Here is a 14,537-nt window from a genome sequence, read left to right as displayed (position 1 = left end):
GGTGTTGTCCAATAACCCGATTCGTGTGTTCCAGGTCGCCACGGGCAACGTGGGCTCCGAGATGATCAAGCGCTACGGCGCGCAGTCCGAACTCGAATTGGTTGGGGTGCACTGCTATTCGCCGGAGAAGATCGGCAAGGACGCCGGCGAGCTTGCCGGCATCGAGCCGAACGGCGTCGTCGCCACGGGCACGGTCGAGGAGATCATCGCTGCCAAGCCCGACGTGCTGACCTTCCACGGCGTGTTCCCCGACGAGTCCCTCTACGTCGGGGTGCTCGAGGCCGGTATCAACGTCGTCACCACCGCCGACTGGATCACCGGCTGGCACCGCGACACCAACCATCCGCACCCGTCGGGCAAGCCGGTCAGCCAGGTGCTGGCCGAGGCGTGTGAAAAGGGTGGCTCGACGTTCTACGGCACCGGAATGAACCCCGGCGTCAACCAGATCCTCGGTGTCGTCTGCTCCGCGGATGTCGCCGAGATCGAGAACGTCACCACCATCGAGTCCGTCGACGTGTCGTGCCACCACAGCAAGGACACCTGGATTGAGGTGGGTTACGGTCTACCCGTTGACGATCCGAGCACCCCGGCCAAGCTGGAGAAGTACACCCGCGTCTTCGCCGACAGCGTGCTGATGATGGCCGATTGTTTCGACCTGAAGCTCGACGAGGTCAAGTTCAGCTACGAGCTCGGCGCGTGCACCAAGGACGTCGACCTGGGTTGGTATGTGCTGCCGAAGGGTTCACTCGGCGGCAACTACATCAAATACCAGGGCATGGTCGACGGGGTTCCGCGCGTCGAAACGCACCTCGAGTGGCAGATGACGCCGCATACCGATCCGCATTGGGATATCAAGGGCTGCTACATCACCCAGATCAAGGGCGATCCCTGCGTCTACAACAAGCACATGATTTTTCCGAAGCCGGGCGTGGACCTCTCCGACCCGTCGAACTTCGCGTCAATCGGCATGACTGTCACCGGCATGCCTGCGCTGCATGCGATCAAGTCAGTCGTTGCCGCTGCGCCGGGGCTGCTCACCAGTGCCGATCTTCCGCTGCGGGGGTTCGCAGGCCGATTCAGGATCTAGGCGTCAACGCAGAGGCGTGACGGCTGAGCCGACCCACCGCCTCAAGTAGTCGCGCAACGCGGCGCCCTGTCGCGGCGGCCGGCCAGGATCGACGACGAACGACTGGATGATCCGCAGCAGATGCTCGGCGAGTTCGTCGAGATCAGCGTCGCTGAAGCCGAGGCCGGCCCAATCGACGTCGAACCGACGCAGCATGGAGTTGGCGAACTGCACGGCGACGTCGGACGTGACCGACTCGGTGTGCGCATCGGCGCGACCTGGAACGACCAGCAGGCCGATGTGCTTGTCCTTTGGCAGCCATTCCAGCGCCGTTGCAATGGCTTCCGTCACCGCTTCCACCGGATCGGTGATGCCCTGCAGGTGAGTGGCCAGTCGGTCGAGGAAGTCTGTGGCAGCGTGAACGGCCGCGGCTACGAGCAGTGTTTCGGTGCTGGAGAAATATCGGTACACGGTCTGCCGGGTGACGCCAAGCGTGCGGGCGACGTCTGCGATGGAGAAGTCGGCACCCTTGGCGTCGATGGCCTTGCCCGCGGCGTCCAGGATGCGCGCGATGGCTTCCTCGTCGGTCGCGGGGGCCGAGCCCGACCAGCCGTGGGTGCGCACGCGCCGATGCTATCCGCGGTAGGCGACCTGTAGCCGCTTGACCCCGTTGAGCCAGCCGGACCTAAGCCGCTGCGGCTCGGACAATTTTGAGATGTCGGGAATCTGTTCGGCGATCTCGTTGAAGATCAGCTTGATCTCCATCCGGGCGAGGTTGGCGCCGATGCAGAAGTGCGCCCCGTTGCCGCCGAAGCCGAGATGGGGGTTCGGGTCGCGAAGGATATTGAACTCGAACGGTCGATCGAACACTTCGTCGTCATAGTTGGCCGAGCTGTAGAACAGCCCGACGCGCTGGCCCTCGCGGATGGTGACGCCGCCAAGTTCGTTGTCGGCCAATGCCGTTCGCTGAAAGCAGTGCACGGGGGTGGCCCAGCGGACGATTTCGTCGGCGGTGGTTTCCGGCCGGTCACGCTTGAATATTTCCCACTGCTCAGGGTTTTCGAAGAATGCGTTCATGCCGTGTGTCATCGCGTTGCGGGTGGTCTCGTTGCCTGCGACGGCGAGCAGAATCACGAAGAACGCGAACTCGACGTCTTCCATGGATTCACCGTCGATATCGGCCTGGACCAGGCGGGTGACGATGTCGTCGGCCGGGCAGCGGCGGCGCTCCTCGGCCATGGTGTAGGCGTAACCCATCAATTCAGCGTTGGCGGCTACATAATCCGCCTCGAAGTCCGGATCCTCGGTGTTCATGATCGCGTTGGTCCAGTGGAACAACTTGTCCCGGTCGACCTCGGGCACGCCGATGAGGTCGGCGATGGCCAGCAGCGGAAGCTTCATCGCGATGTCGTCGACGAAGTTGCCGCTGTCCTTTTCCTTTGCGGCGGCGACGATTTCGCGAGCGGCGACGGCGAGTTTGCCCTCGAGTGTGGCGACGGCACGCGGTGTGAACAGCCGCGATACCAGCTTGCGTAGTCGGGTGTGCTCGGGCGCGTCGTGGTTGATCAGCAGCGCCTTGGTGAGCTCGAGCTGTTCGGCATCGGTGCCTTCCGGCATGCGCATCACCACACCCTTGCGGTTGGTGGACCACAGGTCGCCGTTGCGCGAGATCTCCTTGATGTCTTCGTGACGACTGATCACCCAGCAGCCGCCATCGTCGAAGATCGAGTCGGACTGCTCGTTCCACCACACTGGCGCGGTCTTGCGCAGCTCGGCGAATTCGGTGACGGGGATGCCTTTGAGCAGGACATCGGGGTCGGTGAAGTCAAAGCCCTGGCCGAATGGGCATGTGGTCTGCGTCATACTTCGACCATACACCGCGGTGTCAAGTGTATGGCCGAACGCAACCGTACGATCGGTCCGTGCACGCCAAGAAGGCGCTCGTTCGCCGACCTGTCCGGCGGCTGGCCGAGGGGCTGGTCACTCACATCGAGCGGTCGCCCGTGGACCCCGATCTCGCGATGAAGCAATGGGAGGGGTATCTGCGAGCCTTCGTCGACGCCGGCTGGCGGGTGACCGAGGTGGAGCCCGCGCCGGACTGTCCCGACAGCGTGTTCGTCGAAGACACCGTCGTGGTCTACGGCGACCTCGCCGTCATCGCGCGATCGGGTGCCGCCGAGCGTCGCTCGGAAACCGACGGCGCCGAGAAGGCTGTCGCCGAATTCGGTTACCGCATTGCACATATCGAGGCGCCGGGCGTGCTCGATGGCGGCGACGTGCTAAAGCACGGCGGCACGGTCTACGTCGGACAGTCCGGGCGCACCAACGTCGACGGGATCCGGCAGTTGGCAGACTATTTGGCGCCGTTCGGCGCGACCGTGATTCCCGTCGTGCTGACCAAGGCGCTGCACCTCAAGTCCGCGGTGACTGCGCTGCCGGACGGCACGGTCATTGGCTACGAGCCCGTGGTCGATGACCCGTCGGTGTTTCCGGCGTTCCTCGCCGTGCCGGAGGAGCCGGGCGCCCATGTCGTTCTGCTCGGCGACGGGAAGCTGCTGATGTCCTCGGCCGCGCCGGAGACCGCCGCATTGCTGCGGGCGCGCGGTTACGAACCCGTGCTCGTCGACATCGGCGAGTTCGAAAAGCTCGAGGGCTGCGTGACGTGCCTTTCGGTTCGGCTGCGCGGCATCTAGTTAGGGTGTGCGTGTGCGCGTCCTCGTAATCGGATCCGGAGCCCGTGAACATGCGTTGCTGCTGGCGCTGCGTCGAGACCCGGAGGTCGAGGAGCTGGCCGTTGCGCCTGGCAACGCGGGGACCGCGATCATCGCCGACCAGTACGACGTCGACGTCAGCTCGGGCGAGGCGGTCACCCAGCTGGCCCAGCGCATCGGCGCCGACTTGGTGGTCGTCGGGCCCGAGGTGCCGCTGGTCCTCGGCGTCGCCGATGCGGTGCGCGCCGCGGGCATCGCGTGCTTTGGGCCGACGAAGGACGCCGCGCGCATCGAAGGATCGAAAGCGTTCGCCAAAGATGTGATGACGGCCGCGGGCGTGCGGACCGCCACAAGCGAGATCGTCGACAACCCTGCGCACCTCGACGCTGCGCTTGACCGGTTCGGTCCACCTGCAGGGGAGCAGGCGTGGGTGGTCAAGGACGACGGATTGGCTGCGGGCAAGGGTGTGGTGGTGACCGCCGACCGTGACGCTGCACGGGCCCACGCCGCGAGCCTGCTCGACTCCGGGCACCCCGTGCTATTGGAATCGTTTCTCGACGGTCCCGAGGTGTCGCTGTTCAGCATTGTCGACGGCGAGACCGTCGTACCGCTGGTGCCCGCACAGGATTTCAAGCGCGTTGGCGACAACGACACCGGACCCAACACGGGCGGCATGGGTGCATACGCGCCGCTGCCGTGGCTGCCCGCGGAGGTCGTCAAGGAGATCGTCGACGACGTTGTGAGACCCGTTGCAGCGGAGATGGTTCGGCGTGGCAGCTCGTTCTCGGGCCTGCTGTATGCCGGGTTGGCGATCACATCGCGCGGTCCAGCTGTCGTCGAATTCAATTGCCGCTTCGGCGATCCCGAGACACAGTCGGTGTTGACGCTGCTGGAAAGTCCGCTCGGACAAGTGCTCCGGGCCGCCGCGACGGGACAGCTGGCCGGCCAGCCGGCGCTGCGCTGGCGCGACGGTTATGCCGTCACGGTGGTGGTGGCCGCGGAGAACTACCCCGGCCGGCCGCGGGTTGGCGACGTCATCGTCGGCTCGGAAGCGGACGGCGTGTTGCACGCCGGGACTGCGCGTCGCGATGACGGGGCGATCGTGTCGTCGGGCGGCCGGGTGCTGTCGGTGGTCGGGAGGGGCGGGGATCTGGTGGCCGCGCGCCATGCCGCCTATGCGCTGACCAATTCGATTCGCTTGCCGGGCAGCCACTTTCGAAGTGACATCGCTCTCGCGGCCGCCGAGGGTCGGGTCAGCGTCTAGATCCGGCGGGCAGGAGCGCAGCGACACGGGGACCTACTGGGTCAACAGCGGAGCCATCCAGGCGATCTCCGCGGGCAGCTGCGAGCTCCAGAACGCGCCGTCGTGTCCGCCCGGCGAAAAACCACCCGACGGCGGGCTAGGCAGTTGTGCGATGAACTGCTTGGTCGCCGAATAGAAGGGATCGCTGTTGCCGCAGTCGATCCGGATCGGAATCTGGCCCAGCTGCGGTAATCCCCACACGGTGTTGGCCGCATAGTCGTCGGCGCCGTCGAACGCACCCGGAGCGGTCGTGCCCGACGACGTCCACAGCGCCGGGCTCACCGCACAGATCGCGGCGGTGCGCGCCGGGCCGAGCCGCGCGCCCAGCAGCAGCGCGCCATAGCCGCCCATCGACCAGCCGAGGAAGCCGACCCGTGAGGTGTCGAGTCCCTGCGAAGCCAGCATCGGGATGAGTTCGTTCAGCACCATCGCGCCGGAGTCCTCGCCCGACGAGCGCTTGTGCCAGTAGCTTCCGCCGCCGTCGACCGCGACGACTGCGAACGGCGGGATTCCCGCCGCGACCGCCTGCGCCAAGCCATGCTCTACGCCGCCTGCCATCACGCCCGCCGCGTCGTGGCCCTTACCGTGCAGCGCAATCACTGGCCGAAGCGCGGCGGTCTGACCTGGGGGGCGGGCGATCGCCCAGCTCGTCGCGACGCCGCCGCGCGCTGCCGAGACAAAGGAGCCGTCGACATAGGTCGGTTGCACGGCCGCGGGGGCGGGTTCAAGTGGAGGTGGGGGCGCCAGCGGTGCGCCGACACTCGTCATCGACACCGACGGCGCTGCGGTGGTCGGCGTGTGCAGCGCGGAGCCCAATGCGTACGCACCGGCTGCCCCGGCTGCGGCGCCGACGCCAAGGCGCAGAATCGCGCGGCGGGTCAATTCGGGCATGCCGGCCATCATGCCAAAGGCGTTTCGACGATCGCCGTGAACACCGCGTCGAGCACCTTGACCAGCTGATCGGGGTCAGCCTCGTTGAGCGCCCGGGTGCCGATGGCCCGTCGCATCAACAGGACCCCGGCGATCACCGACAGCATGACTTCGGTGCGGATCGGGCGGCCGGGCACGGAAAGCTGACGGCCCAGGCGCGTGCCGACATAACGCTCGATCGCGTCGCGCACGATCTCAACGGCCCGCGGATTCGACACCGACCGCAGCATGATCAGGAACGGCTGGAGCGGGTCCGCGTCCGGATCGGTTCGCTTGACGAGCGTGAGGGCGGCCTCATGCAAGAGCTCGTCTGAATGGGCGGCGATCACGGCCGGGACCGCGAAGGACGTCTCCACGGCTGCGGCGAACAGCTGCTCCTTGGAGCCGAAATACCTGTTCACCATCATTGCGGTGACCCCGGCGTCGCTCGCGATCTCGCGCACGCCGACCCCGTCATAGCCCGCGCGGGCGAAATTGTGAATCGCGGATTCGAGGATCGCGTCCCGGGTGGCGGCGGCGTTGCGCGGTCGATGCGTGGATGCCATGGCTTGAGGGTATGGAATAGAAAGCGCTAAGTCTACGTCTGTATACATATGACATCGAAAGTGTGGTTCATCACCGGAAGTTCCCGCGGCTTCGGCGCCGAGTTGGTGCGCGCAGTCCTGGCCAAGGGCGATCGCGTCGTCGCCACTGCGCGGAAACCCGAGCAGCTGGCTGCGCTCGTCGACGGGTATGGGGATCGGGCACGGGTGTTCGCTCTCGACGTGACCGACGCCGAGGCTGCCGCCGCCGCAGTCGAATTCGCAGTCGCCGAGTTCGGTCGCATCGACGTCGTCGTGAACAACGCCGGCTACGCGAACAGCGCCCCGATCGAGGAAACCGACCCTGCCGACTTCCGCGCCCAGATCGAGACCAACCTGTTCGGGGTCGTAAACGTCACGCGCGCAGCGCTACCCGTGTTGCGGGCGCAGCGATCCGGTGTGTTCGTTCAGTTTTCGTCGATCGGCGGTCGAGTCGGCGGGACTCCCGGCCTCGGCGCGTACCAGACCGCGAAGTTCGGCGTCGAGGGCTTCTCCGAGGTGCTCGCCAACGAGGTGGCCACGTTCGGGCTGAAGGTGATCATCGTCGAACCCGGCGGGTTTCGCACCGACTGGATGGGGCCGTCGATGACGATGCACGACCCGGGTGCCGATTACCGCGACACGATGTCGTTCATCCATGAATTGCGAAGGAGCTTCAACGGAAGTGAACCCGGCGACCCTGCGCGCGCGGCCCGCATCATCATCGATGTCGTCGAGTCGCCGGAGCCGCCACGGCGCCTACTGCTCGGTAGCGATGCCGTCGAAATGGCATTGGCCAATGGCGCCGAGCGCAATGAGGAGGCGCGGCAGTGGGCGGCCGTCAGTCGTAGCGCCGACTTCTCTGAGTAAAGCCTGATGATTAGCCGAAAGCGCTATGCCACAACGCCCTGACTGGCAGCATGCTAGAGGTGACGGCAGCAGTCACTCCAAAAGGAGAACGTCGGCGATATGCGCTGGTCAGCGCGGCCGCTGATCTGCTGTGCGAGGGCGGGTTCGACGCTGTGCGGCACCGCGCCGTCGCCCGCCGCGCGGGGTTGCCGTTGGCGTCGACGACGTACTACTTCTCGTCTCTCGACGATCTGATCGCGAAAGCCGTCGAACATGCCGGGACCCGTGAGGCAGAACAGTTGCGGTCGCGAGTTTCGGTGTTGTCGCGTCGACGCCGCGGCGCCGAGGCGACGGCCGATCTGTTGGTGGATTTGTTGGTCGGCGAGGCGAACGGGTTGAGGGTCACCGAGCAGTTGATCTCACGCTACGAGCGCTACATCGCGTGTGCGCGCCAGCCCGGGTTGCGGGAGATCGAGCGACGGATTCTGCAGCAGCGCACCGACGCTGTGGTCGAAGTCGTCGAGCGATCCGGCCGCGCGGTGCGCGCCGAACTTCTCACCGCGCTGGTGTGCGCCGTCGATGGCGCGGTGGTCGCGGCGTTGGTCGGCGATGGCGACGGTCCGCGCGCGACGGCCCGCGCGACGCTGATAGACGTGATCGATGTGCTCGCACCGATCGACGAACGGGCGGTGTCTGCCTAGCGCAGCGCTTCCCGGATCGCGGTCAATTCGCGCTGGGCGTCTTCGAGTAGCTCCATCGCTCGGATGAGCCGATTTTCGAGTGATGACCGACTGCCCTTGCGCTCCGGAACTGTTGTAGGGGTCCCGGCAGGCAGTGTCGGCGTGACGATGTAGCCGGTCTCGTAGTCGCCGTAGATGGTGACGTCCTCCGGCCGGTGATACCAGTACAGCGCGACGTACGCGGCAATGACCGCGTCGACGGGGTCCTCGTCCCTGTCCAGTTGGCTCGGTTTGGTGGCGGCCCCGACCCTTCTGCGGAGTTCGACCCACGCAACGCTGCGATTCGCGCGAAGCCTCGGCGTTGCGTTGTCGAGTCCCTCGATCAGCGTCATCAGCTTGAGCAACTCGCGTTGTCGCTCGTCGAACGAACCCTTCTTGTACTTCAACGTCTTCTCGAGGTTGAAGAGAACGACGGTGGCCGGATGCGGGTAGACCTCGATTGCGCGTCGGTTCGCGTTCGACCCGGGATCCATGTCCAGGCCGAGGGTCGCGGCGAGCACCGCGGCGCGCGGCGGATTGAACAGGGGATTGGTGGTGTTCGCCGGATACGCTCCTGCGTCGAATTTCTGGAAGTCGCGGTTGAACGCGGTCTCGGCGGCCCGGTATCCGGTCGGGTTGTTCACGATGAGCGGCGCATCGATGGCGACCAGGCAGTCCTCGCCGGTGAACGGGGCGACGGCGTCGATGATGCTGGCGTCATCCTCGGCGATGCCCACGTGGAGCAGGCGGCCGTCGGAGTCGATGGCGGCCACCCCGGTCTGCTTCTTTTCACCCCACGCAAGATCGAGCCCAACGAAGTACATACGCATACTGTGCCTGACCCGGGACGTAAGCTGTGTCTCTGTGACGATCCCTGATGTGCTGGCCAATCGGTATGCCAGTGAGGAGATGGTGGCGATCTGGTCACCGGAGGCCAAGGTGGTCGCCGAACGCCGGCTGTGGCTGGCGGTGCTGCGGGCGCAATCCGAATTGGGCGTCAACGTGCCCGACGGTGTGGTTTCCGATTACGAGCGGGTTTTGGAGGACGTCGACCTGTCGTCGATCGCCGCACGCGAACGGGTGCTGCGCCACGACGTGAAGGCCCGCATCGAGGAGTTCAACGCGTTGGCGGGCCACGAGCATGTGCACAAGGGCATGACTTCTCGAGATCTCACCGAGAACGTCGAGCAGCTGCAGATCCGCCGGTCTTTGGAACTTGTATTTGCCCACGGTGTAGCAGTGGTGGCGCGGCTGGCCGAACGGGCGATCAGCTATCGCGACTTGGTGATGGCGGGCCGCAGCCACAACGTCGCCGCGCAGGCCACCACGCTGGGTAAGCGATTCGCGTCGGCGGCCGAGGAAATGCTGCTGGCTTTGACCCGGCTTCGGTCGTTGATCGACAGTTACCCGCTGCGCGGCATCAAGGGCCCGATGGGCACTGCGCAGGACATGCTCGACCTGTTTTCCGGAGATGTTTCGCGGCTCGCGGAGTTGGAGCGCCGGGTTGCCGAATTCCTTGGTTTCACCGAGATTTTCACCTCGGTCGGTCAGGTGTATCCTCGCTCGCTGGACCACGACGTGGTGTCGGCGTTGGTTCAGGTCGGGGCGGGGCCGTCGTCGCTGGCGCACACCATCCGGCTGATGGCCGGGCACGAATTGGTGACCGAGGGGTTCGCGCCGGGGCAGGTGGGTTCGTCGGCGATGCCGCACAAGATGAACACCCGGTCGTGTGAACGGGTCAACGGGCTGCAGGTGGTGCTGCGCGGTTATGGGTCGATGGCGGCCGAATTGGCTGGCGCGCAGTGGAACGAGGGCGACGTGTTCTGCTCGGTGGTGCGCCGGGTCGCGCTGCCGGACGCGTTCTTCGCGATCGACGGGCAAATCGAGACGTTCCTGACGGTGCTCGACGAGTTCGGTGCGTATCCCGCAGTAATTCAGCGTGAACTCGACCGCTATCTGCCGTTCCTGGCGACCACGCGGATACTGATCGCCGCGGTCCGCGCAGGAATGGGCCGCGAGGCCGCGCATGAGGTGATCAAGGAGCACGCGGTCGCGGTCGCGCTGGCGATGCGCGAAAAGGGTTCGGAGCCAGATCTTTTGGATCGGTTGGCGGCTGACCCGCGACTGCCGCTGGACCGTCCGGCTCTCGATGCGGCGCTGGCGGATAAGCAGGCCTTCACCGGTGCGGCCGGCGATCAGGTCGACCGGGTGGTGGATGCGGTCGACGACTTGGTGGGGCGTTATCCCGAGGCGGCCAAGTACACCTCGGGTGCGATCTTGTGAGTGCGTCGTTGTCGGGGTTGTTGGAGATCGACTTCACCGATCTGGACAATTTCGCATCGGGATTTCCGCACGCGTTGTTTGAGATGCATCGGCTCGAGGCGCCGGTGTACTGGCACGCTGCGACCGAGAACACCCCGGACGGCGAGGGCTTCTGGTCGGTAGCCACACACGCGGAAACGCTTGCGGTGTTTCGTGATCCGGTGACGTTTTCTTCCGTTACCGGCGGCTCGCGGCCGTTTGGCGGCACGCTGTTGCAGGATCTGTCGATCGCGGGACAGGTGCTGAACATGATGGACGACCCTCGCCATTCTGAGATTCGGCGGCTGGTCAGCTCGGGGTTGACGCCGCGAATGATCGCGCGGGTGGAGGACGATCTGCGGGCGCGGGCGCGTCGACTGTTGGATGCGGTAAAACCGGGCTCGCCGTTCGATTTTTTGGTTGAGATCGCTGCAGAACTGCCGATGCAGATGATCTGCATTCTGCTGGGAGTGCCTGAGTCCGAACGGCATTGGCTGTTTGAGGCCATCGAGCCGCAGTTCGACTTCGGTGGCTCGCGCAAGGCGTCGGTGGGGCAGTTGACGCCCGAGGAGGCCGGCACCCGGATGTACACCTACGGCCAGGAGCTGATCGCCGCGAAGCGAGCAGCCCCGACCGACGACATGTTGTCTGTGGTGGCGAACGCTGGTGGCCTGTCTGATCTGGAGCTGTATCTATTCTTCAGTCTGCTGTTCAGTGCTGGCGCAGAGACGACGCGCAATTCCATCGCGGGCGGGCTGCTGGCACTGGCTGAGCATCCTTCCCAGCTAGCACTGTTGCGTTCGGATTTGTCGTTGTTGCCGGTAGCGATCGAGGAGATGGTGCGTTGGACGTCGCCGTCGCCGTCCAAGCGGCGCACCGCCACGCGCGACGTCGAGTTGGGTGGGTGTGCCATCAAGGCCGGGCAGAAGGTGCAGATCTGGGAAGGTTCGGCCAACCGCGACTCGTTGGTCTTCGCGGATGCCGATACCTTCGATATCGCGCGTAAACCGAATCCGCACTTGGGGTTTGGTCAGGGCGTGCACTACTGCCTCGGCGCTAACCTGGCCAGACTCGAACTGCGGGTATTGTTCGAGGAGCTACTTGGCCGGTTCTCTTCGGTGCAGGTGGTCAAGCCGGTCGAGTGGACGCGAAGCAACCGTCACACCGGCATCCGGCATTTGGAGGTCGCACTTCGATGACATTTGAGCAGCGCGTCTCCGAACTCGGCTTGCAGCTTCCGCCGGAGCCGTTGCTTCCACCGGGAGTCCGGATTCCGTTCGAGTGGGTGCGGGTGGTGGGTTCGCGGTGCGTGCTCAGTGGCCACGGTGCTCTTGGCTCGGATGGTGCACCCGTGGGCCCGTTCGGTCGGGTGCCGAGCGAGGTGTCGTTGGAGGATGCGCAGGAGTCCGCGCGGTTAACCGTGCTGGCGATGCTGAGCGCTATCCGTATGGCGTTGGGATCGCTTGACCGGGTGGATGATTGGGTGACGCTGAGCGGATTCGTCAACGCCGACCCGGGCTATCCCCAGACGACAGCGGTGCTCAATCCGGCGTCGGATCTACTGCTCGATGTGTTCGGCGAGCACGGCAGACACGCGCGGACCGCGATAGGCGCGGCGGCATTACCGCTGAATCTGCCCGTGATCATGTCAGCTGAGGTGATCGTTACGCCGTGAAGCCGGATTCGTTCGCGGCGGTCATGGCGACCGGCATCGTGTCGATTGCGGCTGCAGATCATGGCTTTGACGTCATCAGCGGGGTGTTGATCGTACTGGCGGCCGTCGCGTTGCCGGTGCTGATCGTCGGGGCCGCGGTTGCCTGGCGGCGAGCGTCGTGGAAGCTCACGGACCTCGATGTGTCGCTTCGGCTGTGCACCTATGTCGCGGCGTGTGCGGTGGTCGGCGCGCGACTTGCCGAGCACAGATGGGTGCTGTGGGCGCTCGCGGGAATGGCGCTGCAGGGATGGGTTTCGCTGGCGCCGATGATCGCGCGGCGCATGTGGTGCGACCGTAGGACGTTGCGCTTTCGCGCGCGTGGGGGTTGGGAACTGGCGAGCGTCGCGACGTCGGGGGTGGCAATCCTGATGGCGGACCTCAGGATCTTGTTCTGGGCCTTGGTGTTATGGGCCGTAGCCATCGTCGTCTACCTGCTGATGACGGGACTGATCGGTTGGCGGGCGGTTCACGATTCGGCCGCCCCGGAGTTGGCGCAACCGGACATCTGGATTCTGATGGGCGGCGCGGCGATTGCGACGCTGGCGGGCGATCACATTCACAAAGCCGGGTTGACGTTTGTGTGGCCCGTGACGGTGGCGACGTGGTTTGTTGCTACGGCATGGATCCCGGTGCTGATCTATGTGGTGCTGCGGCGGCGAGTCGGCCTGGCGTGGCCGGCGGTGTTCCCGCTGGGAATGTATGCGTCGGCCACCTTTGCAACTGCCGTCGAGACCGGTTGGCGGTGGCTGACGACGGTGTCACTGGTGTTCTTCTTGATCGCCCTTGCGGCGTGGGTGTTTACTGCGCTGCAAGCCCTCTCGCGAATCGGATCTCCGCCACCACCCGCTGGGGGTACTCGGTTAGATCTAGCCACGTGAATCGCAGCACCTTCCAGCCGAGCAGCGCGATCTTGTTCTGTCGTTCGCGATCTGTTTGGAAGTCTTCCTGGCTGCTGTGAAAGGCCCACCCGTCGGTCTCGACGGCGACCTTCTCGCCAGGAAACGCGACGTCGATTTTGAACCCGGCGAGCGGATGGTTGGCTTTCCATTCGGTTATGTTGTTGTCGCGCAACAGCTTGATCAGCAGGCGCTCGGCTTCTGATCGCGCACCGTCGGATGCGGCGTCCAGCAGTCGCCGCGCGGCGGGTGAGCCGTGGCGGCCCTTGTTGCGCAAGTGCGCATTCCACAGCTGTGGGAGCTCGACATGACGCTGGAGCGCCGAGTCCATCAGCTTCGCGCCGCCGCCGCGTCGCGCGGCGGCCTCGACGACCGTCAGCGGCAGCGCTGTCACCCTCAGCCCGTTCCGCTCGACAATGTCCTTGGGCGCCAGGTCGCGCCGACGCAGCTTTGTGCCGTACTTGCGTCGTAGGCGTGCAGTACGGGGAACGGTTACTTCAACGATCTCGGGCGGAAACCGTGTCAGGCCCTGCCACCAAGCTGCCGCGAGACCGCTGGCCACCGATTGAGGGCCATAGCTTCAAACGCCGACGCGGACACGCGCCTCCTCGGTGAACGGTCTGTCATCGACGAAATAAACGCCACGTGAGCACCGCAGCCATTGACTGGACCTGAGCCGCCGATTGATCGCGTCTTGACTCAGACCCGCGCACAGGGCCTGCGCATGTGTGATCACGCCGTCTTGTCGGCGCAAGTAATCGTCTAGCACATCGAGAGTGGACGCGTCGCGTCTCCAGACGGTTCCAATGCTCACGATTTCGGGAGCCACACCGGCGGTGACCGACGCTAGGACTCCACAAATCGCGGGTTAGCGGCGGCGGCGGACGCCGGCTGCGCGGAGTTCCAGCGCCGCCAGGCCCTGGATCGCGGCGCTGTCCTGGCTGCGCCAGGCACCGACGGGGTCGGAATGGATGGCCGCGAGCTTGGCCAGTGGCCGATTGGCCAGCGCGCGCAGCGCGAGCAGCTGTTCGCCGGCGGGCGTGGCCGCCAACGTCAACGCCGTCCACTTGCGACGGAAGAACCGCACCCGCACAAACAGCCAGGGCAGCGCGACGAAGAGGATCGGCGGCGCGGCCACCGCGATGGCCAGCACCCACGCCAGCCACGACGCCGTGGTGTCCAAGGTGTGTCCGCCGCCGGCGATGTCGAGCGCGGCGTCGCTGGCCGCACGCAGCGGCTTGCTCAGTGCATCGCCGATGAGCGGGATATGGCCGGTGCGGTCTCCAGCCGAGTCGAGATTGTGGGCCACGCCGTTGGCCCCGGTCTCGACCTGGCGACCGACTTCGGCGATGCTCGCAACGGCGGTGTGTACCGCGATCCCGACCAGCACCCACACGGTTGTCCAGACGATCACCACAACGTCGCTGATCAGCTGCCGGACCAGTCGCGTCGGGGTGGTGGCATAAGGCACGTAACGGGACGTCATGG

General features: G+C 65.5%; 15 protein-coding genes and 1 pseudogene. 9 read left to right on the top strand and 7 right to left on the bottom strand.

The window, feature by feature from the left end:
* The first annotated feature begins 61 nt into the window (after nucleotides 1-61).
* On the top strand, nucleotides 62-1,087 hold the full coding sequence (locus MYCSM_RS27350) for an NAD(P)H-dependent amine dehydrogenase family protein (RefSeq protein WP_051073952.1): 1,026 nt from the start codon (nucleotides 62-64) through the stop codon (nucleotides 1,085-1,087).
* 3 nt (nucleotides 1,088-1,090) lie between these two features.
* Here the strand turns inward: MYCSM_RS27350 and MYCSM_RS27345 are convergent, their stop codons facing one another.
* Nucleotides 1,091-1,690, bottom strand: coding sequence for a TetR/AcrR family transcriptional regulator (locus tag MYCSM_RS27345; RefSeq protein WP_015309420.1), 600 nt, complete (start codon nucleotides 1,688-1,690; stop codon nucleotides 1,091-1,093).
* A gap of 9 nt (nucleotides 1,691-1,699) precedes the next feature.
* Nucleotides 1,700-2,929, bottom strand: a complete 1,230-nt coding sequence (locus MYCSM_RS27340; RefSeq protein WP_015309419.1) for a cytochrome P450 — start codon at nucleotides 2,927-2,929, stop codon at nucleotides 1,700-1,702.
* Nucleotides 2,930-2,988: 59 nt separating this feature from the next.
* On the opposite strand from MYCSM_RS27340, the gene ddaH reads away from it, so the two are divergent.
* Both ddaH and purD read left to right on the top strand, forming a co-directional pair.
* Nucleotides 2,989-3,759, top strand: coding sequence for a dimethylargininase (gene ddaH, locus MYCSM_RS27335; protein WP_015309418.1), 771 nt, complete (start codon nucleotides 2,989-2,991; stop codon nucleotides 3,757-3,759).
* A gap of 13 nt (nucleotides 3,760-3,772) precedes the next feature.
* Nucleotides 3,773-5,041 carry a phosphoribosylamine--glycine ligase gene (purD, locus tag MYCSM_RS27330; RefSeq protein WP_015309417.1) on the top strand — a complete coding sequence of 423 codons (1,269 nt, stop codon included), beginning with the start codon at nucleotides 3,773-3,775 and terminating at the stop codon, nucleotides 5,039-5,041.
* 33 nt (nucleotides 5,042-5,074) lie between these two features.
* Here the strand turns inward: purD and MYCSM_RS27325 are convergent, their stop codons facing one another.
* Nucleotides 5,075-5,983 (bottom strand): alpha/beta hydrolase, encoded by a 909-nt coding sequence (locus tag MYCSM_RS27325; RefSeq protein WP_015309416.1) that lies wholly within the window; start codon nucleotides 5,981-5,983, stop codon nucleotides 5,075-5,077.
* Nucleotides 5,980-6,555: a TetR/AcrR family transcriptional regulator gene (locus MYCSM_RS27320; protein WP_015309415.1), complete on the bottom strand. Its 576-nt coding sequence runs from the start codon at nucleotides 6,553-6,555 to the stop codon at nucleotides 5,980-5,982. The genes MYCSM_RS27325 and MYCSM_RS27320 overlap by 4 nt, the downstream gene beginning before the upstream one ends.
* A gap of 48 nt (nucleotides 6,556-6,603) precedes the next feature.
* Between MYCSM_RS27320 and MYCSM_RS27315 the strand changes: the two genes are divergently transcribed.
* On the top strand, nucleotides 6,604-7,440 hold the full coding sequence (locus tag MYCSM_RS27315; RefSeq protein WP_015309414.1) for an oxidoreductase: 837 nt from the start codon (nucleotides 6,604-6,606) through the stop codon (nucleotides 7,438-7,440).
* A gap of 50 nt (nucleotides 7,441-7,490) precedes the next feature.
* The gene (locus MYCSM_RS27310; RefSeq protein ID WP_015309413.1) at nucleotides 7,491-8,120 is read left to right on the top strand and encodes a TetR/AcrR family transcriptional regulator; all 630 of its coding nucleotides are present in this window, start codon (nucleotides 7,491-7,493) and stop codon (nucleotides 8,118-8,120) included.
* Here MYCSM_RS27310 and MYCSM_RS27305 read toward each other — a convergent pair.
* Nucleotides 8,117-8,962 carry a DUF429 domain-containing protein gene (locus tag MYCSM_RS27305; RefSeq protein WP_041312756.1) on the bottom strand — a complete coding sequence of 282 codons (846 nt, stop codon included), beginning with the start codon at nucleotides 8,960-8,962 and terminating at the stop codon, nucleotides 8,117-8,119. The genes MYCSM_RS27310 and MYCSM_RS27305 overlap by 4 nt on opposite strands.
* A gap of 40 nt (nucleotides 8,963-9,002) precedes the next feature.
* On the opposite strand from MYCSM_RS27305, the gene purB reads away from it, so the two are divergent.
* Genes purB through MYCSM_RS27285 form a run of 4 tightly spaced genes read left to right on the top strand, consistent with a single transcriptional unit; the run spans nucleotide 9,003 to nucleotide 13,031 of the window.
* Complete coding sequence (gene purB, locus MYCSM_RS27300) at nucleotides 9,003-10,421, top strand: adenylosuccinate lyase (RefSeq protein WP_015309411.1); 1,419 nt, start codon at nucleotides 9,003-9,005, stop codon at nucleotides 10,419-10,421.
* An 8-nt stretch (nucleotides 10,422-10,429) separates the two neighbouring features.
* On the top strand, nucleotides 10,430-11,638 hold the full coding sequence (locus tag MYCSM_RS27295) for a cytochrome P450 (RefSeq protein ID WP_442928546.1): 1,209 nt from the start codon (nucleotides 10,430-10,432) through the stop codon (nucleotides 11,636-11,638).
* The gene (locus MYCSM_RS27290) at nucleotides 11,635-12,114 is read left to right on the top strand and encodes a RidA family protein (protein WP_015309409.1); all 480 of its coding nucleotides are present in this window, start codon (nucleotides 11,635-11,637) and stop codon (nucleotides 12,112-12,114) included. Before MYCSM_RS27295 ends, MYCSM_RS27290 begins: the two co-directional genes overlap by 4 nt.
* Nucleotides 12,111-13,031 carry a tellurite resistance/C4-dicarboxylate transporter family protein gene (locus MYCSM_RS27285; RefSeq protein ID WP_015309408.1) on the top strand — a complete coding sequence of 307 codons (921 nt, stop codon included), beginning with the start codon at nucleotides 12,111-12,113 and terminating at the stop codon, nucleotides 13,029-13,031. The genes MYCSM_RS27290 and MYCSM_RS27285 overlap by 4 nt, the downstream gene beginning before the upstream one ends.
* Here MYCSM_RS27285 and MYCSM_RS27280 read toward each other — a convergent pair.
* Both MYCSM_RS27280 and MYCSM_RS27275 read right to left on the bottom strand, forming a co-directional pair.
* Nucleotides 12,952-13,818: pseudogene (locus MYCSM_RS27280) on the bottom strand (DUF559 domain-containing protein). The gene MYCSM_RS27285 and the pseudogene MYCSM_RS27280 overlap by 80 nt on opposite strands.
* A 99-nt stretch (nucleotides 13,819-13,917) precedes the next feature.
* Entirely contained in the window at nucleotides 13,918-14,535 is a 618-nt protein-coding gene (locus MYCSM_RS27275) for a hypothetical protein (RefSeq protein ID WP_015309407.1), read from the bottom strand.
* Nucleotides 14,536-14,537 lie beyond the last annotated feature (2 nt).

It is taken from the genome of Mycobacterium sp. JS623, from assembly GCF_000328565.1.
GTDB lineage: Bacteria > Actinomycetota > Actinomycetes > Mycobacteriales > Mycobacteriaceae > Mycobacterium.
The sequence above is the reverse complement of the archived record's forward strand: the minus strand, read 5'-3'. Positions and strand labels throughout refer to the sequence as shown.

Coding starts and splice junctions, on each gene's coding strand:
- MYCSM_RS27290 (WP_015309409.1), top strand. CDS start 11,635: ATGACATTTGAGCAGCGCGTCTCCGAACTCGGCTTGCAGCTTCCGCCG.
- MYCSM_RS27340 (WP_015309419.1), bottom strand. CDS start 2,929: ATGACGCAGACCACATGCCCATTCGGCCAGGGCTTTGACTTCACCGAC.
- MYCSM_RS27275 (WP_015309407.1), bottom strand. CDS start 14,535: ATGACGTCCCGTTACGTGCCTTATGCCACCACCCCGACGCGACTGGTC.
- MYCSM_RS27320 (WP_015309415.1), bottom strand. CDS start 6,555: ATGGCATCCACGCATCGACCGCGCAACGCCGCCGCCACCCGGGACGCG.
- MYCSM_RS27315 (WP_015309414.1), top strand. CDS start 6,604: ATGACATCGAAAGTGTGGTTCATCACCGGAAGTTCCCGCGGCTTCGGC.
- MYCSM_RS27350 (WP_051073952.1), top strand. CDS start 62: ATGATCAAGCGCTACGGCGCGCAGTCCGAACTCGAATTGGTTGGGGTG.
- MYCSM_RS27310 (WP_015309413.1), top strand. CDS start 7,491: ATGCTAGAGGTGACGGCAGCAGTCACTCCAAAAGGAGAACGTCGGCGA.
- MYCSM_RS27305 (WP_041312756.1), bottom strand. CDS start 8,962: ATGTACTTCGTTGGGCTCGATCTTGCGTGGGGTGAAAAGAAGCAGACC.
- MYCSM_RS27325 (WP_015309416.1), bottom strand. CDS start 5,983: ATGATGGCCGGCATGCCCGAATTGACCCGCCGCGCGATTCTGCGCCTT.